Below are 23,951 nucleotides of genomic sequence, written 5' to 3' on the forward strand. Positions count from 1 at the left end.
ACACGTTTTGTTGAAGGTTTTTTCATATTAAAATGAGACAAAACAACTAAAAAAAGACAGGCTAAACTGTCTTTTAGTATCGTTTTAAAAGTTTTTTAATGCTTTTGATTAGCTTATGTTTTACGGGGTTTGGGTAATAGGTAAAAGTTCCAACGGTACATTCTACATGTCCTTTGAAGTTTTGTTTGAATCCTAGTACACCATCAGAACCATCAAAATATCCAGAAATTCCTAATAGGTTATAGCGTTTAATACCACGTTTTATAGCTTCTAGCATAACATACTCTTGAAGAATTGTTGGGGCATAAAACTTGTTGAACTCGGAATAGGAACCACTAAAGAAATAAGTTACTTCTTGTTGTGTAAAGACAAATAAGGCTCCAGCCAAGATAACATCTTGATCGCCGTATTTAGTAATTAATTCTTGAGCTTCGGCTTTTCGGACTTCGAAAGTTTGGAATTGACTTGAAAACTCTCTGTGTTGATTCTGTTTTTTCTCAGATTTGGGATTCTTAATCAGGTCATTTTCTAATTTATCTAGTTTAGCCCTTAATGTAGCTTGGTCTTTTTCCAAATTAGCATAATAATCCTTGAAATTTAAAGTAGCGACAAGAAATTGCGCCTTATCTTTGAAACTGTCGTAGAAATATTCATAGTATTCTAAGGGCTTGTCGTCATATTCACGGCGATCGGATGTTGAAGAAGTGACAGCCTTAAATAAAGGTAGTTCATCTTTTGTTAAGGCTTTGACTTTGATTCCAAAAGTTTTAGCTTTTTTGACTAATGGTTTTCCTTTTTTACTAAAGGAATTAATCAAGGTTTTTTCAGTGATACCAGTCAGGTCCTTCACATAGTGCCAATCATGACTGGTATAGCCAACTTTAGGTTTTGTATGCTCAAAACCAATATGAGTTAATAGATCAATATGATCTTGATCGACAGTAGTTTGAGGACTACCGTGATCATCAAAAACTTGATAGTGTGCATAAGGTTTAACAACAAATTCTATTACTTTGTTGGCTTTTGCATCCTTTTTAAGTTCCTTTAAGAAGGGTACTAAATAGGATTCATCTAAAAATAGTGGTCCATAATGAATTTCCATATGAATCCCACCAGCTACTGGTGTGCTAAAAATAAGAGCTGCAACTTGTAATTTACCTTGCTTATCTTCAAATCCTTTTAATTCAGTTGTATAGCCCCGCTTTTTAAGTAAAGTATTCATGTTGGTAGACTGTTCAAAGTAACGTTCTTTTACTGTCGAAGCAAAGGCTTCAAAGGCTGCTTCTGTAAGTGTGACTAAAGGCATTAGTGTTTGCTCCTTAATTTTTTACGTAGTTTATAAGCTAACATTGCTGGTCGGTAAAGCGGACTAACTGGAAGATCAAATTCCCCAGCAAACTCTTCGATTTGTGGGTTTAGTTTAGCTTTGAAAGCATAGAGCCCTCCGTCCAGTTGATTTTCGACACCACCCATATTTTGCCATTGACAACCACGTTTAAAGGCTTCCTTTGCTGTTTCAAACCAAGTAAGAAGAGGAGCTTGGTAAAACTTATAATCGTCATCCATTCCCGCGTAAAGATTTTCTGACGTTTCACCAAAGATGAGAGTCAATGTTCCAGCAAGTGGGATAAGATTATTTCCTTTTGTTTTTTCTTCTTCAATAAAGTTTAATTCAGCTTTTATCCGGTTCATAGCATCCTTATTTTCTTTAATTTTACCCTCTTTAGTTTTATCAGTAAATTTTGTTTGTTCTACTTGTAATTTTTTTAGCTGGTCTTCTAAGAGTGATTGCCTCTGGTTAAGATCAATTTTGGACAGTGTAATGTAGGAATTACCTGAGTAGGTTTCCATTAGTTTTTGGTAATAATCAAGGCCACGGAGATGAATGCCTTTGCGGGCCTCCGTTTTTTTCATTAGCTTAGCAAAATCTTCAAGCAGTTCTTGACCACCGATAGTAACGGTAACGCCTTTATTTTGCGCTGTTCTAATAGCTTGTTTCGTCTTTTTTGGTAATTGTGAGAGTTCAAAATCCTTAGCATAAAGATTAGCTTGGAATCTTGGTTGAATGGTTTCTCCTATATCTTGGGTGTAACCACTCCATTCCAGTCCCCTACTTTTTAAAAAGCTAATGGCTGAGAGAGTTAAATCGTTAGGCTCTACCTCAGTTATATCTTTTGATACAGGAAACTCTTTTAAAAAAAGACTAGGATCCCATTTGATAAAGAAGGCTTTTTGACGTTTACCATATTCTTTAAGTGAACGAATGACAAAATCAACCAGTTCAAAATTGGTAAAATCCATAATAGGACCACGTGGTATATAAATGAGCGTATAATTTAGCGGGAGATCCCTAATAAGCAGAGTAGCAGTGGCCACAAGTTGATTGTCTTCATAGAAACCCATTAATTCTTGTTTCCAGCTATCTTTGACACTTGCCCATTGGGAACTTTGTAAAATATTGCATTTAGGATGAGACAGCACAAAAGCATCAAGTTCTTTTGCAGAAATATCAACTTTATAAGAATACATTATTTTAAAACCCATTCACGTAGCGCATAGGCTACGCCACTTTCGTTATTTGATTTGGTGATATATTTGGCAATCATTTTTAATTCGGGACTACCATTTTCCATAACAACAGGGTTACCGACTACTTCCAGCATGGCCCGGTCATTTTCTGCATCCCCGATGGCCATAGTCTGGCTTTGATTAAGTCCCATTTTCTCAGCTAAATGAATAATGGCATTGCCCTTTGAAACAGATTTTAGCATAAATTCTAAGTAAAAAGGGGTTGATTTAACAATATTATAGTTATCATAGAAAGATGGTGGGATGTTTTTGATAGCCTCATCTAAAATATCAGGTTCATCAATCATCATCATTTTGACAATCTCTTTTGATGCCATTTCTTCGGGTGTTCTGTAAAATATTGGCATGTTAACAAGTCTTGCTTCATGAACAGTGTATTTTCCAATATCTCTATTTGCAGTATAGATTCCCTCTTTCGTAATAGCATGCATGTGAAGACCAATTTTACGACTGAGAAATTCAATTTCGAGGTAATCTTCATAGGACATTGTTGATTTGACAATTTCCTGTCCTGTTTCAGCATCTTGGACCAAACCGCCATTGAAGGTGATCACATAGTTCCCTTGATGATTTAAGTTAAGTTCATTGAGGAGGTGAGTAACACCAGCAATAGGACGGCCGGTGGCAATAACGACTTGAACGCCTTGAGCCTTAGCATCTTGGACGGCTTCGAATACTTGACTAGTAATTTTACGGTCATCCGTAAGAAGCGTGCCATCAATATCGACAGCAACTAATTTGATAGACATGGAAATCTCCTTGATTCTAATCATTCTTTTCAGACTAAAAATATCTATCTTCTATCATACTAAAAAAGACAGTATTTGTCATGGAATGAAACGGAATAATAGCTTGATATGACAAGGAAAACGCTTAATATATTAGAAATACTAATAATTAAAAAAGAGCAGTAGCTGCTCTAATTTGGAAATTGGAAATGTTCGTCAGTAATGTAGGAAATAAATTCTTCTTTAGCCTTGGCAAAGAGGTCATCTGCTTCTAGCATTTCCTTTGGAAAGTAAAAGCGACGATCGCCATAAGTTGTACCTGTCAGCGTCTTAACAATAGGTGACAAGAGTGAAAGTTCAGATCTACGGCCATCTTTATGGATCATTTCAATCTGCGTTCTTGGATTTTTCATCTCGGGGCGGTAAATATCATAGGGCAAGTCAAAATTAACATGTACACCAGTATAATACTCAGGATTAAAACCAACAGCTTCGACAAGTTGACGAAGGTGATTCAATTTATTTTCAGAAGCTTGATCAAAGGTCACTGATTTTAGAATTTTACGGTTAATAAAGCGGCAAGCCAAATCTGCTAAAATGGCATCTTGGCTCGTCATCCATTCTTGAAAGTAAGTATTTAAAACACCATCATCAAGTTTTAAATAATCTGCTAAGGTAAACTTGTTTTGCAAAAAAGGAATTAATCCTGGGGCTGTTTTAATAATATAAGCTGGATCTTTTTGATAAATACGTTTGGCTCTTTTGAGTAGATTTTGTAACGTTAGCTCAACTCCTCGACTGGCTGGGTGGAAATAAACTTGCATATACATTTGGAATCGACTGACGATATAATCTTCCACTGCGTGCATACCATTCTTTTCAAAAACAATACCATTTTCAACTGGACGGATAACGCGTAGGATGCGCATGAGATCAAACTGCCCATAATTTGCTGCTGAAAAATAAGAATCACGTAAAAGGTAGTCCATCCGATCGCAATCAATTTGGCTGGAAATGAGCTGAACGACCTGTTTATTGGGATAAGTATGGTTAATAACACTGGCTACCTGATCAGGAAAATCTGGTGAAACTCGTCTGAGAATGCTATTGATTTCCGTTTCGGGACTGGTGATGATTTCTTGGGTGATGGCTTCATGGTCTGTTTCAAATAGTTTTTCAAAAGTATGTGAATAGGCACCATGACCAATATCATGTAAGAGGCCTGCTGTCATCGTTAAGAGTGATTCTTCTTTATTCCATATATCGGAATACCGTTCTTCAAAAATTTCAGTGACACGTCTAGCAATCTCATAGACTCCAAGGCAGTGTGAAAAGCGACTATGCTCTGCCCCATGAAAGGTAAAGGCGGTCGTCGGAACTTGTTTAATGCGTCTTAGTCTTTGAAATTCTTTAGAATTGACTAAGTCATAAATAAGATCTTCGCTAATGTGGATATAGTTGTGGACTGGATCACGAAATACTTTTTCATTCATGCTTCTATTATAGCAAAAATTGCTAAAATGGGGAGAAATTGGTAGAATAGACACGGTAAATTAATAGAATGGAATTGCTATGAAGATAGAGATTAGAAATACTATTTTGATTGACGATCAAGTAGAAAAAATTAAGGAAGTTCAAAACTGTCAATTACATGACAAAGGCAAGCACCTTTACTTTGTCTATCAAAATGCTGAGGATGAGAAAGTGGTCATCAAGTGTAACGATCGTTCTTTGATGATTAACCGGTTTTCTAACCCTCACGTCACTATGACTTTCGAAAAAGGGGCCACACATGCTTTTAATATTCCAACACCTCTTGGGGTTCAGCAATTAATGACTGATACTGCTGACTATCAGTTTGATCTTAAGAAGCAAAAGCTAACCATCTCCTACCAATTAGTTCAAGCAGAAAGCTTGGCTGTTTTCGCAGATTATCAGCTAGAAATCCTCTGGTACTAATGATGTAAAGGAAAAGCGACCTCCTAGTTTGCCGTCTTTTCAAGCTTATTATGGAGTTGCAGATAGGGCATCGTCTGGTTGAAAGAGAGATTTAAGAGAGATGAGATCAACCATTATATTTTGAGGGTTTTTGTATAAAAATCTTGTTTTTTTAATGTTTTTTTACTATAATGGTTATTATATCAAGGGAGTAGCCGACGGTTTTTAACCGTGATTGCATCGTCACTACGGAATTTCGATTTCCGGTGCAATCTGAAACAGCGAGACTTGTTTAACTAAATTAAACAGGTCTTTTTCTATACAAAAAAGACCGAGGAGGATAAATACTTGTCTAAAGAACAAAGAAAAGACGTGTATTATACACAGTCCGAGGAGACAATCCTTGAGCAATTGCATTCAAGTAGAGAAGGGCTTTCATCCGAGGAGGCTAAAAGCCGTTTAGACCAATTTGGTCGTAATGAGCTTGATGAAGGTGAGAAACGAAGTCTCTTTATGAAATTCCTTGATCAATTTAAGGATTTAATGATTATTATTTTAATCGTGGCTGCCATGCTGTCTGTTATTACAGAAGGTTCAAAAGGATTAACGGACGCTATCATTATTTTAGCAGTTGTTGTTCTTAATGCGGCATTTGGTGTCTACCAAGAAGGGCAGGCAGAGGCCGCTATTGAAGCTTTAAAGTCAATGTCTAGTCCACTTGCACGTATTAGGCGTGACGGTCATGTCATTGAGGTTGATTCAAAAGAATTAGTGCCTGGTGATATTGCCTTACTTGAGGCGGGTGATGTTGTCCCAGCGGATATGCGCTTGTTGGAAGCTAACTCTCTTAAGATAGAAGAGGCCGCCTTAACTGGAGAATCAGTGCCTGTTGAAAAAGATATCACAGCTCAAGTTGCTGAAGATGCAGGTATTGGTGACCGTGTCAATATGGGATACCAAAATTCAAATGTTACTTATGGACGTGGTCTAGGCGTGGTCACTAATACCGGAATGTACACTGAAGTAGGACATATTGCTGGTATGTTAGCAAATGCTGACGAAACTGACACGCCATTAAAACAAAATTTAGATAATCTTTCTAAAATTTTAACGTATGCTATTTTGGTGATTGCTGCCATTACTTTTGCAGTAGGTGTCTTCGTCCGTGGACAACATCCATTGGAAGGGCTCATGACTTCTGTGGCCTTAGCTGTTGCTGCAATTCCAGAAGGATTACCAGCTATTGTAACAGTTGTCTTGTCCTTAGGAACACAAGTCTTAGCTAAGCGTAATGCTATTATTCGTAAGTTACCTGCTGTCGAAACTTTAGGTTCGACTGAAATTATTGCTTCTGATAAAACTGGTACTCTGACCATGAACCAAATGACAGTTGAAAAGCTTTATACAAATGGTTTACTGCAAACTGCTGGTTCTGATATTGACTTTAATAATAGTACTTTGCGCATTATGAATTTTGCCAATGATACAAAAATTGATCAATCTGGTAAACTAATTGGTGATCCAACTGAAACAGCCTTGGTTCAGTATGGTCTTGATCATGGTTTTGATGTTCGAGATGTACTTGCTTCAGAACCCCGTGTAGCAGAGTTACCCTTTGATTCTGATCGAAAATTGATGGCTACCATTCATAAAGGGGTGGCGGATGCTCCTTACTTTGTAGCTGTTAAAGGTGCTCCTGATCAACTTTTAAAACGTGTGACACAAATTGAAGACAATGGTAGTGTTCGGCCAATCACTGAAGCTGATAAAACTGCCATTTTAGACATGAATAAGTCCTTAGCCAAACAAGCTTTACGTGTCTTGATGATGGCATATAAGCATGTAGATACCATTCCAACTTTGAATACAGAATCAGTGGAGTCCGAATTAATTTTCTCAGGTTTAGTTGGGATGATTGACCCTGAGCGTCCTGAAGCAGCGCAAGCCGTTAAAGTGGCTAAAGAAGCTGGTATTCGCCCAATCATGATTACTGGTGACCACCAGGACACTGCGGAAGCTATTGCTAAACGTCTAGGAATTATTGACGAAAATGATACAGAAGACCATGTCTTCACGGGTGCAGAATTGAACGAACTTTCTGATGAAGAATTCCAAAAAGTTTTCAAACAATACTCAGTTTATGCACGTGTATCACCAGAACACAAGGTTCGTATTGTCAAAGCTTGGCAAAATGAAGGAAAAGTTGTTGCCATGACTGGTGATGGTGTTAATGATGCGCCGTCACTTAAGACTGCTGACATTGGTATCGGTATGGGGATTACAGGTACGGAAGTATCTAAGGGTGCTTCGGACATGGTTCTTGCCGATGATAACTTTGCAACGATTATTGTAGCAGTTGAAGAAGGACGTAAGGTCTTCTCCAATATTCAAAAAACAATCCAGTACCTACTTTCTGCTAATATGGCTGAAGTGCTGACTATTTTCCTTGCTACTTTGTTTGGTTGGGATGTTTTACAACCGGTTCATTTGTTATGGATTAACCTGGTAACGGATACCCTTCCAGCTATTGCTTTAGGTGTAGAACCTGCTGAACCTGGTGTCATGAAACACAAACCTCGTGGTCGTAAATCAAGTTTCTTTGATGGCGGTGTAAAAGAAGCTATTCTTTACCAAGGGGCCTTCCAGACAGTGCTTGTTCTAGGTGTTTATGCTTTTGCTTTAATGTTCCCAGAACATTCAACTTATAAAGAAATTCATGCTGATGCCTTGACCATGGCCTATGTTACTTTAGGTTTAATTCAGTTAGTACATGCTTATAATGTTAAATCAGTTTACCAGTCCATATTTAAAGTAGGACTATTCAAAAACAAACTCTTCAACTACTCAATTCCACTAGCATTTGTTATGTTAATGGTAACAGTAGTAGTGCCAGGATTTAACAAATTTTTCCACGTTGCTCACTTAAGTGCTAGCCAGTGGTTGGTTGTTGTCATTGGTAGTCTCCTTATGGTTGTTCTTGTTGAACTGGTTAAAGCTATCCAGCGTGCAATGGGGATGGATGATAAAGCTATTTAAGTCAATAAAAAACGATTCTAATTTCAGAATCGTTTTTTAGATTACCTTAGCTATTTCTTCTAGTTTGTTTTTCAAAACGATAGGTTGGAAGAAAAATAATTGGAATAAGACCTAAGTTGATAATGTTACTAATAGGAGAAGTAAGAGGTAGGATTTTTTGAAAGAGCAGGAGATATAAAAGATAAAAACACAAGTAAAAAATCCGAAGAGTTACAGTAAGTTTATTCTGTTTAAGAAGGATTAGTTCTTCATTTGAAACTCGGATTCTTGGATAATCAAAAATGTTGTAGCTTAATAAGCTGTTTTCTGCGGGTATTTCTAACGCAATGCTTTCATTATTGGCAATTTCAGCAACATATGTTTTATTCAGGCGAATAGCAATAGTATGTTTCAAAAAACTTTTCTTGCTACTTATTCTTTTAATTGTAATAGACATGTTTACCTCCAAAAAACTTACTAAAATAGTATACCATTTCTAAAATGGATTAGTGTCATTTATAAGGTAAGATATGGTAAACTAAGAGAAAGATAGGATTAGGAGAGACTATGACCACTATTTTTGCCCATCGTGGAAGTAACATAAATCGTCCAGAAAACACTATTGCTGCTTTTAAAGAGGCTATAAGAGTTGGAGCTGATGGCATAGAATTAGATGTCCATCGGACGAAAGATGGTCACTTAGTTGTCATTCATGATGAATCAGTTGATCGTACCACAAATGGTTATGGTTATATTCGGGACTTATCTCTAAAAGACATTAAAGAACTAGATGCCGGTTCTTGGTTTAATCCCCTCTATTTTAGAGAAAAGGTTCCAACCTTAGAGGAAGTTCTAGAGGTCCTTGTAGCAGAAAACTTTCGAGGAAGTTTAAATATTGAAATGAAGACAAATACCTATCATTATTCCGGTATTGAATGGGATATCGCAAAGGTGATGCGAGCCCGAGAGTGGCCTTTTAAATACCTTTATTCTAGTTTTAATATTAGAAGTCTCAAACTGATGAAACTTGCTGATCCTCCAATTGAGTTAGCAATTTTAGTAAGAAATAATCCGTTTCAGATCTGGTTTGGTAGCAGAAAGACTTTTATTAATGCCTTTCATCTTAAGAAATTTTGGGTAATGAATAGCAAAAGGATACTTGGCTATTTTCGTAAAAGGGTTAGACCCTGGACCTTGAACAAGGAAAAAGAAATGGAAGATGCTTTTCGCTCTAACCTTGCTGGCTTTATGACAGATAAACCAGAATTGGCTGTTGCGGTTCGTGACCGAATAATAAATGAAAAAGCAAAAGAAGGCTAGTTTGAAGTGACCCCCAAAAGTTGGACATTATATTTTAAGTTAAGGATTGAGTTCTGTATTGCACAGGACTTAGTCCTTTTAATGTAAGTTTGATTCGTTTAGTGTTGTAGTAGTTGATATATTCTGAAATAGCTGTTTTTAATGTTTCGAGGGAAGTAAATTCCTTCTCAAACCCATAAAACATTTCTGTCTTCAATGTTCCAAAAAAAGATTCCATCATGCCGTTATCTAAGCTATTTCCTTTACGCGACATGGACGGTCTCATTCCATGCTCCTCAAGAAAATGATGGTAGTAAGTGTGTTGATATTGCCATCCTTGGTCACTATGTAAAATAGTGCCCTGATAAGTTTGTTCAGGAAAAGCCTCGGAAAGCATCGTTTTAAGTTGTTGTAAGTTTGGCGAGGTAGATAAATGATATGCAATAATCTCACTGTTAAAGCCATCAAGAACTGGTGATAGATACAATTTTTGATCACTAGCAGGAATTGAAAACTCTGTGACATCGGTATAACACTTCTTAAGTGGTTGGGCAGCTTTAAATTGACGCTTAATGAGATTATCAGCTTTCTTGCCCACCTCACCTTTATAAGAGTTATAGCGACGTTTCGCACGGATTCTAGCTTTCAACCCAAGTTCTGTCATCAGACGTTGAACTTTCTTATGGTTAACTTTATAGCCTCGATTTTTAAGTTCGAGGTGAATTCTACGGTAACCATATCTCCCTTTGTTCTCAGAATAAATATCTTGAATAGCTTCTTTTAATTCTTTGTTTTTATCTCCCTGAGTTAGACGTTTAACCTGATAATAGTAGGTTGATCGAGACAGCTTCAAAATATTAAGTAGGATTCTTAAATCAAATACATTGATTAGTCCTTGAATGATTTCTGTTGCTCTTTGAGCCTTGCTTCGTCCCTCAAGCGGAGTTCTCTCAACTTTTTTAGTACGGCCTTCTCCGCTCTAAGGTACTCATTTTCATATTGAAGACGCTCTAATTCAGTCATTTCTTCAAGTTTTTTCTTTGGTTTGCGTCCCATCTTTACAGGTCTCCCTCTTGATTTCTCAAGAATAGTATACCCGTTTTTCTTGTATTGCGCTATCCAATTAGGAAGCATTCCCTTATTTGGTAATCCATAATCTAGAGAAACCTCTAGCTGAGACCTACCTTTCATCAGAACTTCGTTTATGATTTCCTGCTTTAGTTCAGGAGAATAATACCTACTTTTCCTTTTACAAACACTTTCCAATCCGTGTATATCAATAAGGCGGACCATGTATTGAAGGTTATACTTACTCATATTAAATGTTTGACTGATTTTAGGCCATGTCCAACCAGATTGTCGTAAGCGATAGATTTCAATTTTATCTTCATAACTTAATTTCATAGAAAAACACCCCAAAAGTTAGATTTGTTGTCTAACTTTTGGGGTGCAGTTCAGACAGCTATTCTTTATAATATTAAGCCAGATCATGCGGACTACTTAGGTGGAAAAGAGCTGACAATCAAAGCTTTAGCAGATAAAAGTAGCGGGAGAATTCTTGGAGCTCAGATTATTGGAGAGCAAGGTGTAGATAAACGAATTGACGTAATTGCCACTGCAATTTCATTTGGTGCAGTAGCAGAAGATTTGTTCCATTTAGACCTTGCTTATGCACCACCATTTGCGACAACGAAAGACCCCGTTCTTTATACTGGAATGGCGTTAGATAATGCAATAAGCAATGGAACACCTTTAATGACCCCAACTGAATTGATTGAGCGACAAGCAAGTGGAGAACAACTGCAAATTATTGATACTCGTTCCAAAAAACAATATGAAATTTCTTGTGTTAAAGGGGCTATCCATATTCCATTAGCAGAAATACGTGATAGAGTGGCGGAGCTAGATAAAAATGTAACAACAATCACGTATTGTAATAAGGGCGTAACTGGAAATGCTGCTCAAAATATCCTGTTAAACGAAGGATTTAAAGAAGTCTATAATTTATCTGGAGGAAATAAAAATTACCAGATAATTGCCCAAATGCTCGCCTCTAACTGATTTAATGATGAAGGGATTAAATAGATGACAGAAGAAAAAAGAGCGTTGGCAAGACTTGCTGGTATCTTGGGAGCTTTCCTCGCTGCCAAACTATTAAACTATCAAATAAATGTTGGTATATTTGTATATTTGTAAATTTTGTTATAATTGTTGTGGTTCTATATGTTTTAGCTAAAAAAAGAGAATCTAAAGCTAAAGAAGACAAAAAATAGTTTGTCGCAAATGCAGTTGCACCTTGACTGCATTTGTTTTTTGACAAAAGAAATATAAGTAAGGAGGTAATGAGTAAATGAGCTATGCACTAGTTTTAAAAGGCTTAAAAAAAGTATATGCGACCGGTGTTGAGGCGCTGCGTGGTATTGATTTAACTGTAGAAGAAGGAGATTTTTACGCACTGCTAGGTCCAAACGGTGCTGGAAAATCAACAACAATTGGAATTATTACCTCACTTGTTAATAAGACTGCTGGTCAAGTGAAGGTTTTTGATTATGATATTGATAATGATTTAGAGCGAGCAAAGCAACAGATTGGTCTTGTGCCGCAGGAATTTAATTTTAATCCGTTTGAAACGGTACAACAAATTGTAGTAAATCAAGCAGGATATTATGGTGTCTCAAGAAAAGAGGCACTGAAACGTAGTGAAAAGTATTTGAAGCAGTCCAATTTATGGGATAAAAGAAATGTTCGTGCCCGTATGTTATCTGGAGGGATGAAACGAAGACTTATGATAGCTCGAGCATTAATGCACGAGCCACGTCTGCTAATTCTTGATGAACCAACTGCTGGAGTGGACATTGAGCTTAGAAGAGAAATGTGGGCATTTTTAAAAGAGTTAAATGAAAGTGGCACAACAATCATTCTTACAACTCATTATTTAGAAGAAGCAGAGATGCTTTGTCGTAACATTGGAATTATTCAATCAGGTGAGCTAATTGAGAATACAAGTATGAAAGCACTTCTATCAAAACTACAATATGAGACTTTCATTTTTGATTTAGATAGCTACGACAAAAAGCCTGTGATAAAAGGTTATAAGCACTTTTTTGAAGATGATCTAACACTTGCTATAGAAGTTGAACGAAATCAGGGAGTTAATAATATTTTTGAGCAGCTCAATCAGCAAAATATCAAGGTTCTTTCTATGCGCAATAAATCAAATAGATTGGAAGAGTTGTTCTTAAAAATTACCGAAGACAAACATCAAAAGGAGGAGAAAAATGTTTAGTTTCTACTTTACAGCACTTAAAAGCTTAGCAGTTAAGGAAACCAACCGTTACCTACGGATATGGGTACAAACTTTAGTGCCTCCTGTTATTACGACCTCATTATATTTTGTTATTTTTGGAAAAATGATTGGTGGTCGTATTGGTGATATGGGCGGCTTCTCCTATATGGAATTTATTGTACCAGGTTTAATTATGATGTCTGCAATCACAAGTTCTTACGCAAATGTTTCTTCATCTTTCTTTTCTCAAAAATTCCAAAAGAATATTGAAGAGCTATTAGTTGCACCTGTACCCACACATGTTATTATTTGGGGATTTGTTATTGGTGGACTGGGTAGGAGTATCTTAGTTGGGACATTGGTTACAGTCATTTCTCTATTTTTTGTTCCACTTCATGTTTATTCATGGTTTATTGTGGTGATTACATTATTGATGACTGCAATTTTATTTTCATTAGCAGGCTTAATTAATGGTGTTTTTGCACAATCTTATGATGATGTTTCAATTGTACCAACATTTGTTTTACAGCCATTAACTTATTTAGGTGGTGTATTTTACGCCATTTCAATGTTGCCGCCATTCTGGCAGTCAGTATCGAAAATTAATCCAATTGTTTATATGATTTCAGGATTTCGTTATGGATTTCTTGGAACGACAGATGTACCAATTATGGTTTCAATTACAATATTAATCCTTTTTATCATCGTTCTTTATGCAATTTGTTATTATTTAGTAGATAAAGGAAAGGGATTAAGAAGTTAATAATTAAAAGACAGTTATTAGAATTAGCTCTTACCTCTAACATATTTGTGGAGATAAGAGCTTTTTTATTTTATTTCATGAAGATTGTACTTTAATGTATCAAAGAATTTGATTATGGTGTCCCATATCCCATGATATAAGGACTGTTTTTTTCATAACTTAGTTTAGCAATTTTGTCTCCTGAATTACCTTCAATTGTGTAAACAATGTTATTTTCTACTTTCTCAACAATTCCTACATGGTCGCTAACAGAATCACCATCCCAGTCAAAAAAGATGATATTACCACTTTTAGGCAAATTACCTTTTCCCAACCACTGATTTTTAGCTTTAAAACTTTGCAACAGAACCGTTCAGGATCTTGAGAATAGGGTCGCTATCTCAAAGATTGCAACAGACTACAATGTGACTAGGCAAACAATTTACCGAATAAAAAAAGAAATCGACCAACTAATTGTATGATTTCTTTTTTGAATCACGTAAACCTGTTTTTAGGATGATATTTATTGTTTTAGTAGTCACATTTACCACTCTAATTATAAATATCATCCAAGGAGATCCTATACTTCAAAATATAGATTTTACTTTACTTTTAATAGGCATGTATGGATATATTTTTCTCCTCCAAAAATATATCCACCAGATATGGCTTCAATTTTTAATTAGCTTTATTGCAGCATTTTTACTCTTCAAATGTTTAGTGATGGTAGCTATGCTGATTATACTTCTTTTATTGTCGTTGGTGTAGTAGCTTTGTTTTTAGCTTTTATAATGGTGGTGCTCATAAAAGCTCTCTTTAAAAATTCAAAATAATAATTTTTAAAGAGATGAAATTTATAATTTGAAGATCTTATTTTATTTCTCTGGAGCTTTTTATTATCTAAGGAAATCAAAGTATTAATGGGAACACCTACTTAATAAGGTTAGACTGTCATTTTAATATTTAAATGACGCATAGTTTGCTTCATAACTAGCGTTCAAAAAAACTAAAAATGTATCATAAAAAGAAGGCACGCTTATAAACATGCCTTCTTTTATTTGTTGTGTTATTTAACTTTCATCAATCGTAATCCGTTTAATGTTACTAAAAGCGTTGCTCCCATATCTGCTACAATAGCAATCCATAGTGTTAGCCAACCTGGTATGACTAGTAGTAGAGCTAATAGTTTTATACCTAATGAGAAGGTGATATTTTGCTTAATTACTTTTAGAGTTTGACGGCTAAGTCTAACAATGAATGGTAATTTTTGTAAATCGTCGCCCATTAGAGCAACATCAGCAGTTTCGAGAGCCGTATCTGTTCCTGCACCGCCCATTGCAATACCAACCGTCGATGCAGCTAATGCTGGTGCATCATTAATGCCGTCGCCCACCATTGCTACTTTATTATAAGTTGTCCGCAACGCTTTAATCGAATCTAATTTTTCTTGAGGCATTAGATCTCCTTTTATTTCAGTCACACCTAATTGCTTACCAATAGATTCAGCGGTTTTAGTATTATCACCAGTAAGCATAATAGTGTGTTCAATTGACAACTTGTGGAGTTCAGAAATAACGGCAGCACTTGAATCTCTTACTTCATCCGCGACAGCAATTACTCCTAAAATTTGTTCGTCAGTACCGAAATACATGGCGGTTTTCCCTTGTTCTTGAAATTGTCTGTATTGTACTTTGACCGCTGTTTCTTCGATTACTGATGCAGAAAACAGTTTAGGGCTTCCAATATAGTAACGTATGTTTTGATGTATACCTGTAAGTCCTTTACCTGTGATAGATTGGAAATCCTCGATTTGTATTGACTTGTAATCCACATTAGTTTTATCCGCTTCGTTTAAAATAGCAGAAGCTAATGGGTGTTGAGAAAGAGATTCCAACGATGAAATAATCGATAGATAATTTATATCAGTTTCAGAACTGGTTGCAATGAAATCCGTTACGACAGGCTTTCCTTTTGTTAAGGTTCCAGTCTTATCGAAAGCAATTGCTCTCAAATGACCAATTTCTTCCAGATAGACTCCGCCTTTTACTAAAACACCATTTTTTGCTGCATTACCAATAGCCGAAACAATTGAAACAGGTGTTGAGATCACTAATGAACAAGGACATCCGACAACTAAAATGGATAACCCTTGGTAAAGCCATTTATTCCAGTCACCACCAAAGAATAGCGGAGGAACAACCACTATCAAAAGGGCCATAATAATTATGAATGGCGTATAGTATTTTGCAAATTTATCTACAAAGGCTTGTGCAGGAGCTCGTTCTCCTTGCGCTTCTTCAACTAAGTGAATGATTTTGGCAATCGTTGTATCCGTTACTTTTTTTGTTACTTTGACTTCAAGAACACCTTCTTCATTTAGTGTTCCTGCAAACACTTCATCATCTAACTGTTTTTCAACAGGAACCGATTCTCCTGTTATTGCTGCTTGATTTACTGAAGAATGACCGTTGATAACAAGCCCATCCATGGCTATTTTTTGTCCGGGTTTAATGATCATAATATCGTCGATATCGATTTTATCGACACTGACTAATTGCTCTACATTGTTTCTCCTGATAAGAGCTTCTTTGGGAGCTATATCCATAAGAGAACGAATCGACTGTCTTGCTTTATCCATTGAAAATCGTTCCAAAGCTTCGCTAATAGCAAATAGTATTACTACAATAGAACCTTCGGCCCATTCTCCAATAAATGCGGCCCCAATAATTGCAATAGTCATTAAAGATTCCATGGAGAAGTCCAATTTGATCAAATCAGAGAACCCTTCTTTAAATAAATCAAATCCACCAATTATTATTGCCAATATATAAAGAGCTTTCGTTAATAAATGATCTTCGCCCAATGATAGTTGGGAAATCACAGCAACAAGTATAAAACCAAGAGAGATGATTAAAGCGATATTCCGTTTAATAAAAGACTCTTTTGATCTAACTTGTTCATCATTTTCTTGATCATCACGAATGATAAGATTTTCGAAGGCTCCCGCTTCTTCGAGTTCTTCAATTGTTGTTTGGCCTTCTACTGAAATCTTACTTGCACCAAAGTTTACTGTTGCACTCGTAACTCCTGGCAACTGCTTTACATTTTTTTCAAATTTACCTGCACAATTTGTACAGCTTAATCCTTCTATTCGATAGGTTTTTTCGGTCATTTTCTCACTCATGCTAGCACCTCTTCTTTAAAATTTACGCCAAGCTCCATAAGATTTAAGATTTTGATATTTTTAATAAAATAATAGACTAACTTACCATCCTTGTGACTATCAACTACTCCCAATTTTTTTAAGGAGTTCAGATAGTGTGAAGTTGTTGCGACCGAAGCATCAATGATATTAGCAATATCACAAACACATAGCTCATCTTCATGAACTAAAGCATGTACAATTTTAAGTCGATTTTCATCTGACAATATTTTAAAGAAACCACTTACTGACGGAGTATCAAAGTTTGCTAGTTTAGATTTAGCACGATTAACTTTGTCTTCATGAATACAAGTTATTTCACAAATTTCATTATTCATACGATCATTCCTTTACATTCAAATATTTTTTTGAATATATTATATCAGAACATTCATCTATATTCAAGTGAATGTTTGAATGTTCATAAAATGGTCATTTTCTGATCACATAATTGGTGTGATAAAATCAGACCAAACAAAAAAAACAGATTTACATTTTAAAACAATCTGTTTTTTTGTTTCAACTTTAATCTTCATTTCTCATGATATAGTAGTAAGTTCCGACTCCACATACAATTGCAACAGAACCAAGGAATGATATTTGAAATTATCTATTCTGCGAAACAAAAAAGACGATAAGTAGATAAGTATAGAAGGGGGCTGTCAAAAATGGTTCGAAGAATCACTTTTTGACTTGCGAGTTTCGGCGAGCATTTGTCTGCGCGGTTCGCAGACGCCGGCACGAAGTGGCGAGACCAGGAGAAAATCAAAACGATTGAGTTTTGTGTTTTCGGGCAGTATGCCAGCGTGTTTAGCGCAATCGAAGGGTGCGCTAAACACGCAAACCTAGAATTTTGCGATTATCTCAGAGAAGGTCACGGTTTTTTAACCGTGATTTTTTTGATTTTAAAAATATGGCAGACTATTAGTATGAAATATTGAATGACTAGAGCGTAAATAAATAGGAGGAAACGGGTGTTAAAATATATCAATCACGCAGGACGTTTATCAATATTAAAATTTAAAATCGTAATGGAACAGTTTGAAGTAGTAGATACCTATGAATGTTTTTATCTGATGCGGTTTGATGAGAATGGTCAACCGGATTGGTCAGACCCTACCATTGTGCAGGAAGGTTCAGTAGAAAGTGAGGTGACCGATGAAGGAACTGTTAACTCTTAATAAGATTTTATTTTCCATGATTGGAGGCTTGATTGGTAGTCTATTTGGAGAGTTGGATGGTATCCTATATGCCCTACTTGTCTTCATTATTATTGACTATCTAACAGGAATTTTTGCGGCAGTTGTAGAGAAACAATTGTCAAGTAGTATCGGTTTTCGTGGCATCTTTAAAAAGATAGCCATTTTATTTTTAGTTTCACTAGGTCATTTAATTGATACTGCAATCATCAAGCAGGGTGGAACGATTCGAACAATGGTCATTTTCTTTTATCTCAGTAATGAGGGGTTAAGTATTCTAGAAAATACCGTTCGAATTGGTTTACCAATATCTGAGAAACTACAAGCAATCTTAAAACAAATCAATGAGAGGTGAGAAGATATGGGAAAACATCTAGTCATTTGTGGTCATGGACAAGGGCGAACAGGCTATGATCCTGGAGCAGTGAATGCCAAACTAGGTATCACAGAAGCAGGAAAGGTTCGAGAATTAGCCAACTTAATGTCTAAGTACGGTGGACAACAGATTGATTTTATTACCGTACAAAATGTTTATGATTATCGGAGTATTACCAGTATTGGAAAGGGATACGACTCAATTACTGAATTGCACTTCAATGCCTTTAATGGTAGTGCCAAAGGGACAGAAGTCTTGATTCAGTCTTCCTTAGAAGCGGATAAGGAAGATATGGCAATCCTATCTCTTCTTTCACGTTTTTTCCAAAATCGTGGCATTAAGAAGGTAGATTGGCTCTATAATGCCAACCAAGCAGCAAGTCGTGGATACACCTATCGTTTGGTGGAAATTGCCTTCATTGATAATGAACAAGATATGGCGATTTTTGAGAACAAGAAAGAGGATATTGCGAGAGTTCTTATATCAGCTATAACAGGAGTTGAAGTCAAGACCACAGTTCCCTCGACACCCAGTTCAACCGTTGGGAGTTCAGGAACTCCTTCAAAACCAATCTATCTTGTTGGTGATAGTCTTAGGGTGTTGTCTCATGCGACTCATTATCAGACTGGTCAGAAAATCGCCAACTGGGTCAAGGGGCGCACCTACAAAATCCTCCAAGTGAAGAATGTGCACCATTCCAACAGTAAGAGAGCATATCTACTTGATGGAATCAAGTCTTGGGTGCTTGAGCAGGATGTAGAAGGAACAACCAAAGGCCATAGTGAGCAGACCTATCAAGCACAGAAAGGCGATACCTATTATGGAATCGCTCGGAAGTTTGGTTTAACAGCTGATGCTCTTCTTGCGGTAAATGGCTTGAAGAAGACGGATATTTTAAAAGTTGGACAAACTCTAAAGGTCAATGCGGCTTCAAGGACAACAACCGCTATTCCAACCAGTGTTGCAAGTCGAGTGGTTGCGTCAGCATTGTCCAAGGTCGGTCAAAAGGTGGCTGTTCCATCCAACCCTTATGGAGGACAATGCGTCAGTCTGGTGGATAAGATTGTACAGGAGTTGACCGACAAGGACATGGCTTACACCAATGCCATTGATTGCTTAACCAAAGCAAAATCCAATGGCTTTACAGTCATCAAAGATGCATGGGGAGTAAATCCAAAAGCTGGTGATTTCTATGTTATTAAGACGGACGGTCATCCTTATGGTCATATTGGCATTTGTATTACCGATTCAGATGGTACAAGCATTGATGGGGTGGAACAAAATGTCGATGGCTACTCTGACCACAACAAGAATGGTATCAATGACCAACTGGAAATTGGTGGTGGCGGTATTACTCGCCGAGTGAAACGTGTCTGGATGGGAGATGGCTCACTCTATGATGCGACTGGAACTGTCAAACTTGGTAAAGTTGTTGGTTGGTTTAGAATATCATAATTAAGTCTTAAGCCTGGTGGGAACATCAGGCTTTATTTTTTTTGCCTTTTTTTTCAAAAAGTGCGGAAAAATCTCTCCCAAACCTACCTAGTAAAGTAGGAGGATAATATGGACGTTAAAAAAATTAATAATGAGATGACCTACCAACTAACAATGATACAAGCAAAGGTACTTCTAAATAATGGAGCAATCACTATTGAGGAATTTGAACTATTTAGGCAGTTGATGCTTGAAAAATATCAACCGTTTATAAGTCAATTATCGACCTAATAACTGGATATTTTTTTCTATTAGAGTGATATATAGTAGCGAAAGGAGTGTATTAATTTGAGAACAGTTAGAAGAATACAACCCATAAAATCACCCTGCAAGCCAAGATTTAAGGTTGCGGCCTATGAAAGGGTTTCCGATAGTCGTCTTCATCATTCTCTGTCAACATAGTCTTAGCTCAGAAGGAGAATTGATGTTAACCCTCCTTGCCTCAGTAGCTCAAGAGGAGTCTCAAAACCTGAGTGAAAATATAAGATGGCGAATCCAAAAGAAGTTTGAAAAAGGGATTCCGCACACTCCACAGGATATGTATGGATACCGTTGGGATGGAGAACAATATCAGATTGAACCTAATGAGGCAAAAGTTATAAGAAAAGTCTTTAAATGGTATCTGGATGGAGATTCGGTACAGCAGATAGTTGATAAACTCAATCAGGAACAAGTCTTAACAAGGCTTAGTAATCCATTTACCGTAGCAAGTATCAGAGAATTCTTCAAGCAAGAAGCATACTTTGGTCGCCTTGTCCTACAGAAGACCTATCGTGAGGCATTCTCTAGGAATCCGAAAAGGAATAAAGGGCAACGCAATAAGTACATCATTGAAAATGCACACGAGCCAATTGTTACAAAAGAATATTTTGATTTAGTACTTCATGAGAAGGAGCGAAGATATCAGTTAATGAGTCAAGAAAGCCACTTAAATAAAGGTATCTTTCGTGACAAAATTTCATGTTCAGAATGCGGATGTTTGATGATTGTTAAAGTGGATTCAAAACAAGTTAATAAAACTGTACGATATTATTGTCGAACACGAAATCGATTCGGAGCATCATCATGTTCATGTAGGACGTTAGGAGAAAAGCGACTTTTGGCATCTTTTAAAAGCAAGTTAGACATTATCCCTGATAAAGAGTGGGTTGAAAATAATATTAAACACATCGATTATGATTTTGGTCAACGTATCATCTGGGTTATACCAGTAAAAGGAAGGAAATATCCTATAGAAATTAGAGAGGGGCGATATTAGTGAAGAAAGTAATTACTATTGAGGCAACACCAAGTATTATTAGGTCAAGTTCAGATGAATTCTCTTTGAAAAAGCGTAGAGTTGCAGGCTATGCCAGGGTATCAACTGACCATGAAGTCCAAGCAACAAGCTATGAATCACAGATGCGATACTACTCTGAATACATTAATGGGAGGGATGATTGGGAATTTGTTAAAATGTACTCTGATGAAGGTATCAGTGGGACAAATACAAAACTAAGAACTGGTTTCAAATCAATGGTGGAAGATGCACTTGATGGCAAAATCGATTTGATTATTACAAAATCAGTTAGTCGATTTGCGAGGAATACTGTAGACTCACTGACTACGGTTAGGCAGTTGAAAGAGGTAGGTGTAGAAATCTACTTTGAGAAAGAAAACATTTGGACATTAGATTCAAAAGGTGAGCTACTCATAACCATCATGTCTAGTTTGGCACAAGAAGAAAGTCGGAGTATCTCAGAGAACGTGACTTGGGGCTTAAGGAAACAATTCGCAGAAGGGAAGGTTCATTTTCCTTATACCAATGTTTTAGGCTTTAAGGCTGGTGAAGATGGGGCAATTGTAGTTGATCAGGATGAAGCCAAAACTGTTAGGTATATCTTTCAGCAAGCTCTTATTGGAAAATCACCATATCATATCGCAAAGGATTTGACTGAACAAGTTATACCTTCTCCTAGCGGCAAATCTCATTGGAACGCAACCACAATCAAGCGAATGCTTAGAAATGAGAAGTATAAAGGGGATGCCTTGCTACAGAAAACATATACAACTGATTTTCTGACCAAAAAGAAGAACATCAACAGAGGTGAGTTGCCTCAGTATTATGTGGAGAATAACCATGAAGCAATAGTAGATAGAGAGACCTTTGATGCAGTTCAACAAGTGCTCGAAAATAAAGGTAGAAAGTCGAGCACAACAATCTTTAGTTCAAAACTTGTATGCGGAGATTGTGGTCATTTCTTTGGTAGCAAGGTATGGCATTCAACCTCCAAATACAGAAGGGTGATTTATCAATGTAACGAAAAATACAAAGGCATTAGTAAATGTTCTACCCCTCACGTTACTGAGGAGGAGGTGATACAGTGGTTCATCTCAGCGGTAAATCAAGTATTAGATAATAGGATTGAAGTTATTGACAATCTATATGTATTACTATCCATTGGAAACCTTGAGGTAATTGACGAACAGATAAAGGTCCTTGAAACTGAAGCAGAAGTTGTCAGTCAGTTAGTTGCAAATCTAGTTTCGGAAAATGCCATTATAAGGCAAGACCAAGACAAGTACCTCAAAAAGTATAATCAACTGACTTCAAAGTATGAAGGTATAGTACAGGATATTGAATCACTAGAACTCCAGAGGATGCAAAAATCTAAAAGGAATAAGGAATTGCAAGACTTTATCGGAACTTTAGAAAAGCTGGGGAAAGTATTAACCGATTTTGATGAATTATTATGGGAATCACTAGTTGAGAGTGTCATGATTAACGAGGATAAGGGAGCCAAATTTAAATTTAAAAATGGAGCGGTTGTAGCAATTTAGGCTATGACCTCTTTGACATCTACAAAGTTTAATGTTAAAATTCATTCAAAAATATATTTTAATGAGGTGTTTTATGATTCAAAATGTTGTTACTTCAATAATCCTGTATTCTGGGACAGCCGTAGACTTACTTATTATCCTAATGTTATTTTTTGCCAAAAGAAAAAGCAGAAAAGACATCATTAACATCTATTTAGGACAATTTCTAGGCTCTGTTAGCCTAATATTGCTAAGTTTGCTTTTTGCATTTGTCTTAGATTATATTCCTAGTAAAGAGATTTTAGGTTTGCTCGGTTTGATTCCAATTTTCCTAGGCCTCAAAGTTTTGCTTTTAGGAGATTCTGATGGAGAAGCTATTGCCAAAGAAGGTTTGAGCAAAGATAATAAAAACCTGATTTTTCTAGTCGCTATGATTACTTTTGCAAGTTGTGGTGCTGACAATATTGGTGTCTTTGTCCCATATTTTACTACCTTAAATTTATCGAATTTGATAGTGGCTTTACTGACCTTTCTAGTCATGATTTATCTCTTGGTTTTTTCTGCCCAAAAATTGTCACAAGTCCCTTCTGTTGGAGAAACTTTGGAAAAATATAGCAGATGGTTTATTGCCGTTGTCTATTTAGGATTGGGGATGTATATCCTGATTGAAAACAACAGCTTTGACATGCTATGGGCTGTGTTAGGCTAGGAGAAAAAAATTATGAAAAAAGATAGTATCTGTCAAGTGGATGTTATAAATCAACAAAATGTTACAACCGCAACGAACTACCTTGAAAAGGAAAAAGTCCAAAAATCACTTCGCATTTTATCAAAATTTACCGATAATAAACAGATAAATATCATCTTTTATCTCCTTGCCGTCGAAGAACTCTGTGTCTGCGATATAGCCTGTTTATTAAATCTCAGTATGGCATCTGCCTCCCACCATCTTCGTAAACTAGCCAATCAAAACATCTTGGACACTAGAAGAGAGGGGAAAATTATATATTATTTTATAAAAGATGAGGAAATCAGAGATTTTTTTAATCAACTAGGATAACAACTATTTTTACTACTTTTCCATGATTATAGGGAGATTATATATGAAATTTTTGATGAAAATTACTCACAAGAAATACCTACTCGTATCAAATGTTTAAGAAAAAAGTATAATTTAAAGCAAAGCGACCTACGATTATATCAGCGTTTACAGACATTCAAGAGAAATCTCTTGGATGTCTTTTTTGGGCTAAAGCAAGGCTATGATTAGCCTTGGCAAATTTG

At 36.3% G+C, this 23,951-nt stretch carries 22 protein-coding genes and 2 pseudogenes; 15 read left to right on the forward strand and 9 right to left on the reverse strand.

Going from position 1 to position 23,951, the window contains the following annotated elements; translation table 11 throughout:
- Window positions 1-73: 73 nt before the first annotated feature.
- The 4 genes from STRPS_RS08125 to STRPS_RS08140 all read right to left on the reverse strand — a co-directional run bounded on the left by STRPS_RS08125 (window position 74) and on the right by STRPS_RS08140 (window position 4,810).
- Window positions 74-1,306, reverse strand: coding sequence for an aminoacyltransferase (locus STRPS_RS08125; protein WP_007892750.1), 1,233 nt, complete (start codon window positions 1,304-1,306; stop codon window positions 74-76).
- The gene (locus STRPS_RS08130) at window positions 1,306-2,529 is read right to left on the reverse strand and encodes an aminoacyltransferase (protein ID WP_007892742.1); all 1,224 of its coding nucleotides are present in this window, start codon (window positions 2,527-2,529) and stop codon (window positions 1,306-1,308) included. Before STRPS_RS08130 ends, STRPS_RS08125 begins: the two co-directional genes overlap by 1 nt.
- Window positions 2,529-3,338 (reverse strand): sugar-phosphatase, encoded by an 810-nt coding sequence (gene yidA, locus STRPS_RS08135; RefSeq protein WP_007892757.1) that lies wholly within the window; start codon window positions 3,336-3,338, stop codon window positions 2,529-2,531. The genes STRPS_RS08130 and yidA overlap by 1 nt, the downstream gene beginning before the upstream one ends.
- A gap of 170 nt (window positions 3,339-3,508) precedes the next feature.
- On the reverse strand, window positions 3,509-4,810 hold the full coding sequence (locus STRPS_RS08140) for an HD domain-containing protein (RefSeq protein ID WP_007892774.1): 1,302 nt from the start codon (window positions 4,808-4,810) through the stop codon (window positions 3,509-3,511).
- Window positions 4,811-4,889: 79 nt separating this feature from the next.
- Here STRPS_RS08140 and STRPS_RS08145 point away from each other — a divergent pair, with 79 nt between their 5' ends.
- Both STRPS_RS08145 and STRPS_RS08150 read left to right on the forward strand, forming a co-directional pair.
- On the forward strand, window positions 4,890-5,276 hold the full coding sequence (locus tag STRPS_RS08145; RefSeq protein WP_007892741.1) for a YwiB family protein: 387 nt from the start codon (window positions 4,890-4,892) through the stop codon (window positions 5,274-5,276).
- A gap of 327 nt (window positions 5,277-5,603) precedes the next feature.
- Window positions 5,604-8,291 (forward strand): cation-translocating P-type ATPase, encoded by a 2,688-nt coding sequence (locus tag STRPS_RS08150; RefSeq protein WP_007892767.1) that lies wholly within the window; start codon window positions 5,604-5,606, stop codon window positions 8,289-8,291.
- Between the two features lie 46 nt (window positions 8,292-8,337).
- On the opposite strand, the gene STRPS_RS08155 is transcribed toward STRPS_RS08150, so the two are convergent.
- Window positions 8,338-8,727 carry a hypothetical protein gene (locus STRPS_RS08155; RefSeq protein ID WP_007892720.1) on the reverse strand — a complete coding sequence of 130 codons (390 nt, stop codon included), beginning with the start codon at window positions 8,725-8,727 and terminating at the stop codon, window positions 8,338-8,340.
- Between the two features lie 110 nt (window positions 8,728-8,837).
- On the opposite strand from STRPS_RS08155, the gene STRPS_RS08160 reads away from it, so the two are divergent.
- Window positions 8,838-9,590 (forward strand): glycerophosphodiester phosphodiesterase, encoded by a 753-nt coding sequence (locus tag STRPS_RS08160; RefSeq protein ID WP_007892746.1) that lies wholly within the window; start codon window positions 8,838-8,840, stop codon window positions 9,588-9,590.
- 34 nt (window positions 9,591-9,624) lie between these two features.
- Here the strand turns inward: STRPS_RS08160 and STRPS_RS10460 are convergent.
- Window positions 9,625-10,973 (reverse strand): IS3 family transposase gene (locus STRPS_RS10460; protein WP_100068849.1). Its coding sequence is split into 2 segments (ribosomal slippage): window positions 9,625-10,532 and window positions 10,532-10,973, totalling 1,350 coding nucleotides; the frame shifts between segments, so codons are not numbered across the junction.
- A 48-nt stretch (window positions 10,974-11,021) separates the two neighbouring features.
- On the opposite strand from STRPS_RS10460, the pseudogene STRPS_RS08175 reads away from it, so the two are divergent.
- The 3 genes and pseudogenes from STRPS_RS08175 to STRPS_RS08185 form a co-directional block, all read left to right on the forward strand.
- A pseudogene (locus STRPS_RS08175) lies at window positions 11,022-11,630 on the forward strand (rhodanese-like domain-containing protein); the annotation flags it as partial.
- Between the two features lie 289 nt (window positions 11,631-11,919).
- Window positions 11,920-12,855, forward strand: a complete 936-nt coding sequence (locus STRPS_RS08180) for an ABC transporter ATP-binding protein (RefSeq protein WP_000119359.1) — start codon at window positions 11,920-11,922, stop codon at window positions 12,853-12,855.
- On the forward strand, window positions 12,848-13,618 hold the full coding sequence (locus tag STRPS_RS08185; RefSeq protein ID WP_000490874.1) for an ABC transporter permease: 771 nt from the start codon (window positions 12,848-12,850) through the stop codon (window positions 13,616-13,618). The genes STRPS_RS08180 and STRPS_RS08185 overlap by 8 nt, the downstream gene beginning before the upstream one ends.
- 112 nt (window positions 13,619-13,730) lie before the next feature.
- Here STRPS_RS08185 and STRPS_RS08190 read toward each other — a convergent pair whose 3' ends face one another.
- Complete coding sequence (locus tag STRPS_RS08190; RefSeq protein WP_001875682.1) at window positions 13,731-13,961, reverse strand: CHAP domain-containing protein; 231 nt, start codon at window positions 13,959-13,961, stop codon at window positions 13,731-13,733.
- 7 nt (window positions 13,962-13,968) lie between these two features.
- Here STRPS_RS08190 and STRPS_RS10470 point away from each other — a divergent pair.
- Window positions 13,969-14,079: pseudogene (locus tag STRPS_RS10470) on the forward strand (helix-turn-helix domain-containing protein); the annotation flags it as partial.
- A 584-nt stretch (window positions 14,080-14,663) separates the two neighbouring features.
- Here the strand turns inward: STRPS_RS10470 and STRPS_RS08200 are convergent.
- Both STRPS_RS08200 and STRPS_RS08205 read right to left on the reverse strand, forming a co-directional pair.
- A complete protein-coding gene (locus STRPS_RS08200) occupies window positions 14,664-16,781 on the reverse strand; it encodes a heavy metal translocating P-type ATPase (protein WP_001291323.1) in 2,118 nt (705 codons plus the stop codon).
- On the reverse strand, window positions 16,778-17,137 hold the full coding sequence (locus tag STRPS_RS08205) for an ArsR/SmtB family transcription factor (RefSeq protein WP_001058366.1): 360 nt from the start codon (window positions 17,135-17,137) through the stop codon (window positions 16,778-16,780). The genes STRPS_RS08200 and STRPS_RS08205 overlap by 4 nt, the downstream gene beginning before the upstream one ends.
- 636 nt (window positions 17,138-17,773) lie before the next feature.
- Between STRPS_RS08205 and STRPS_RS08210 the strand changes: the two genes are divergently transcribed.
- The 8 genes from STRPS_RS08210 (at window position 17,774) to cadX (ending at window position 23,727) form a co-directional block, all read left to right on the forward strand.
- Window positions 17,774-17,980, forward strand: coding sequence for a hypothetical protein (locus STRPS_RS08210; RefSeq protein ID WP_000922387.1), 207 nt, complete (start codon window positions 17,774-17,776; stop codon window positions 17,978-17,980).
- On the forward strand, window positions 17,958-18,353 hold the full coding sequence (locus STRPS_RS08215; RefSeq protein WP_000661395.1) for a phage holin family protein: 396 nt from the start codon (window positions 17,958-17,960) through the stop codon (window positions 18,351-18,353). The genes STRPS_RS08210 and STRPS_RS08215 overlap by 23 nt, the downstream gene beginning before the upstream one ends.
- Before the next feature lie 6 nt (window positions 18,354-18,359).
- Complete coding sequence (locus tag STRPS_RS08220; RefSeq protein ID WP_000515884.1) at window positions 18,360-19,829, forward strand: LysM peptidoglycan-binding domain-containing protein; 1,470 nt, start codon at window positions 18,360-18,362, stop codon at window positions 19,827-19,829.
- Window positions 19,830-19,937: 108 nt separating this feature from the next.
- Window positions 19,938-20,099, forward strand: coding sequence for an SHOCT domain-containing protein (locus STRPS_RS10700; RefSeq protein ID WP_000382663.1), 162 nt, complete (start codon window positions 19,938-19,940; stop codon window positions 20,097-20,099).
- 193 nt (window positions 20,100-20,292) lie between these two features.
- Window positions 20,293-21,126: a recombinase family protein gene (locus tag STRPS_RS08230; RefSeq protein WP_000956790.1), complete on the forward strand. Its 834-nt coding sequence runs from the start codon at window positions 20,293-20,295 to the stop codon at window positions 21,124-21,126.
- Window positions 21,126-22,688, forward strand: coding sequence for a recombinase family protein (locus tag STRPS_RS08235; protein ID WP_000756015.1), 1,563 nt, complete (start codon window positions 21,126-21,128; stop codon window positions 22,686-22,688). Before STRPS_RS08230 ends, STRPS_RS08235 begins: the two co-directional genes overlap by 1 nt.
- 73 nt (window positions 22,689-22,761) lie before the next feature.
- Complete coding sequence (locus STRPS_RS08240) at window positions 22,762-23,376, forward strand: CadD family cadmium resistance transporter (RefSeq protein WP_000615743.1); 615 nt, start codon at window positions 22,762-22,764, stop codon at window positions 23,374-23,376.
- A gap of 12 nt (window positions 23,377-23,388) precedes the next feature.
- Entirely contained in the window at window positions 23,389-23,727 is a 339-nt protein-coding gene (gene cadX, locus STRPS_RS08245; RefSeq protein ID WP_000711078.1) for a Cd(II)/Zn(II)-sensing metalloregulatory transcriptional regulator CadX, read from the forward strand.
- The last annotated feature ends 224 nt before the right edge of the window (window positions 23,728-23,951 follow it).

It is taken from the genome of Streptococcus pseudoporcinus LQ 940-04, from assembly GCF_000188035.1.
GTDB classification, from domain to species: Bacteria; Bacillota; Bacilli; order Lactobacillales; family Streptococcaceae; genus Streptococcus; species Streptococcus pseudoporcinus.

What these genes read in the sequence shown, in the direction of transcription:
- STRPS_RS08125 (WP_007892750.1), bottom strand. Translation starts at nt 1,306, where the DNA reads ATGCCTTTAGTCACACTTACAGAAGCAGCCTTTGAAGCCTTTGCTTCG.
- STRPS_RS08130 (WP_007892742.1), bottom strand. Translation starts at nt 2,529, where the DNA reads ATGTATTCTTATAAAGTTGATATTTCTGCAAAAGAACTTGATGCTTTT.
- yidA (WP_007892757.1), bottom strand. Translation starts at nt 3,338, where the DNA reads ATGTCTATCAAATTAGTTGCTGTCGATATTGATGGCACGCTTCTTACG.
- STRPS_RS08140 (WP_007892774.1), bottom strand. Translation starts at nt 4,810, where the DNA reads ATGAATGAAAAAGTATTTCGTGATCCAGTCCACAACTATATCCACATT.
- STRPS_RS08145 (WP_007892741.1), top strand. Translation starts at nt 4,890, where the DNA reads ATGAAGATAGAGATTAGAAATACTATTTTGATTGACGATCAAGTAGAA.
- STRPS_RS08155 (WP_007892720.1), bottom strand. Translation starts at nt 8,727, where the DNA reads ATGTCTATTACAATTAAAAGAATAAGTAGCAAGAAAAGTTTTTTGAAA.
- STRPS_RS08160 (WP_007892746.1), top strand. Translation starts at nt 8,838, where the DNA reads ATGACCACTATTTTTGCCCATCGTGGAAGTAACATAAATCGTCCAGAA.
- STRPS_RS08180 (WP_000119359.1), top strand. Translation starts at nt 11,920, where the DNA reads ATGAGCTATGCACTAGTTTTAAAAGGCTTAAAAAAAGTATATGCGACC.
- STRPS_RS08185 (WP_000490874.1), top strand. Translation starts at nt 12,848, where the DNA reads ATGTTTAGTTTCTACTTTACAGCACTTAAAAGCTTAGCAGTTAAGGAA.
- STRPS_RS08200 (WP_001291323.1), bottom strand. Translation starts at nt 16,781, where the DNA reads ATGAGTGAGAAAATGACCGAAAAAACCTATCGAATAGAAGGATTAAGC.
- STRPS_RS08205 (WP_001058366.1), bottom strand. Translation starts at nt 17,137, where the DNA reads ATGAATAATGAAATTTGTGAAATAACTTGTATTCATGAAGACAAAGTT.
- STRPS_RS08215 (WP_000661395.1), top strand. Translation starts at nt 17,958, where the DNA reads ATGAAGGAACTGTTAACTCTTAATAAGATTTTATTTTCCATGATTGGA.
- STRPS_RS08220 (WP_000515884.1), top strand. Translation starts at nt 18,360, where the DNA reads ATGGGAAAACATCTAGTCATTTGTGGTCATGGACAAGGGCGAACAGGC.
- STRPS_RS10700 (WP_000382663.1), top strand. Translation starts at nt 19,938, where the DNA reads ATGGACGTTAAAAAAATTAATAATGAGATGACCTACCAACTAACAATG.
- STRPS_RS08230 (WP_000956790.1), top strand. Translation starts at nt 20,293, where the DNA reads ATGTTAACCCTCCTTGCCTCAGTAGCTCAAGAGGAGTCTCAAAACCTG.
- STRPS_RS08240 (WP_000615743.1), top strand. Translation starts at nt 22,762, where the DNA reads ATGATTCAAAATGTTGTTACTTCAATAATCCTGTATTCTGGGACAGCC.
- cadX (WP_000711078.1), top strand. Translation starts at nt 23,389, where the DNA reads ATGAAAAAAGATAGTATCTGTCAAGTGGATGTTATAAATCAACAAAAT.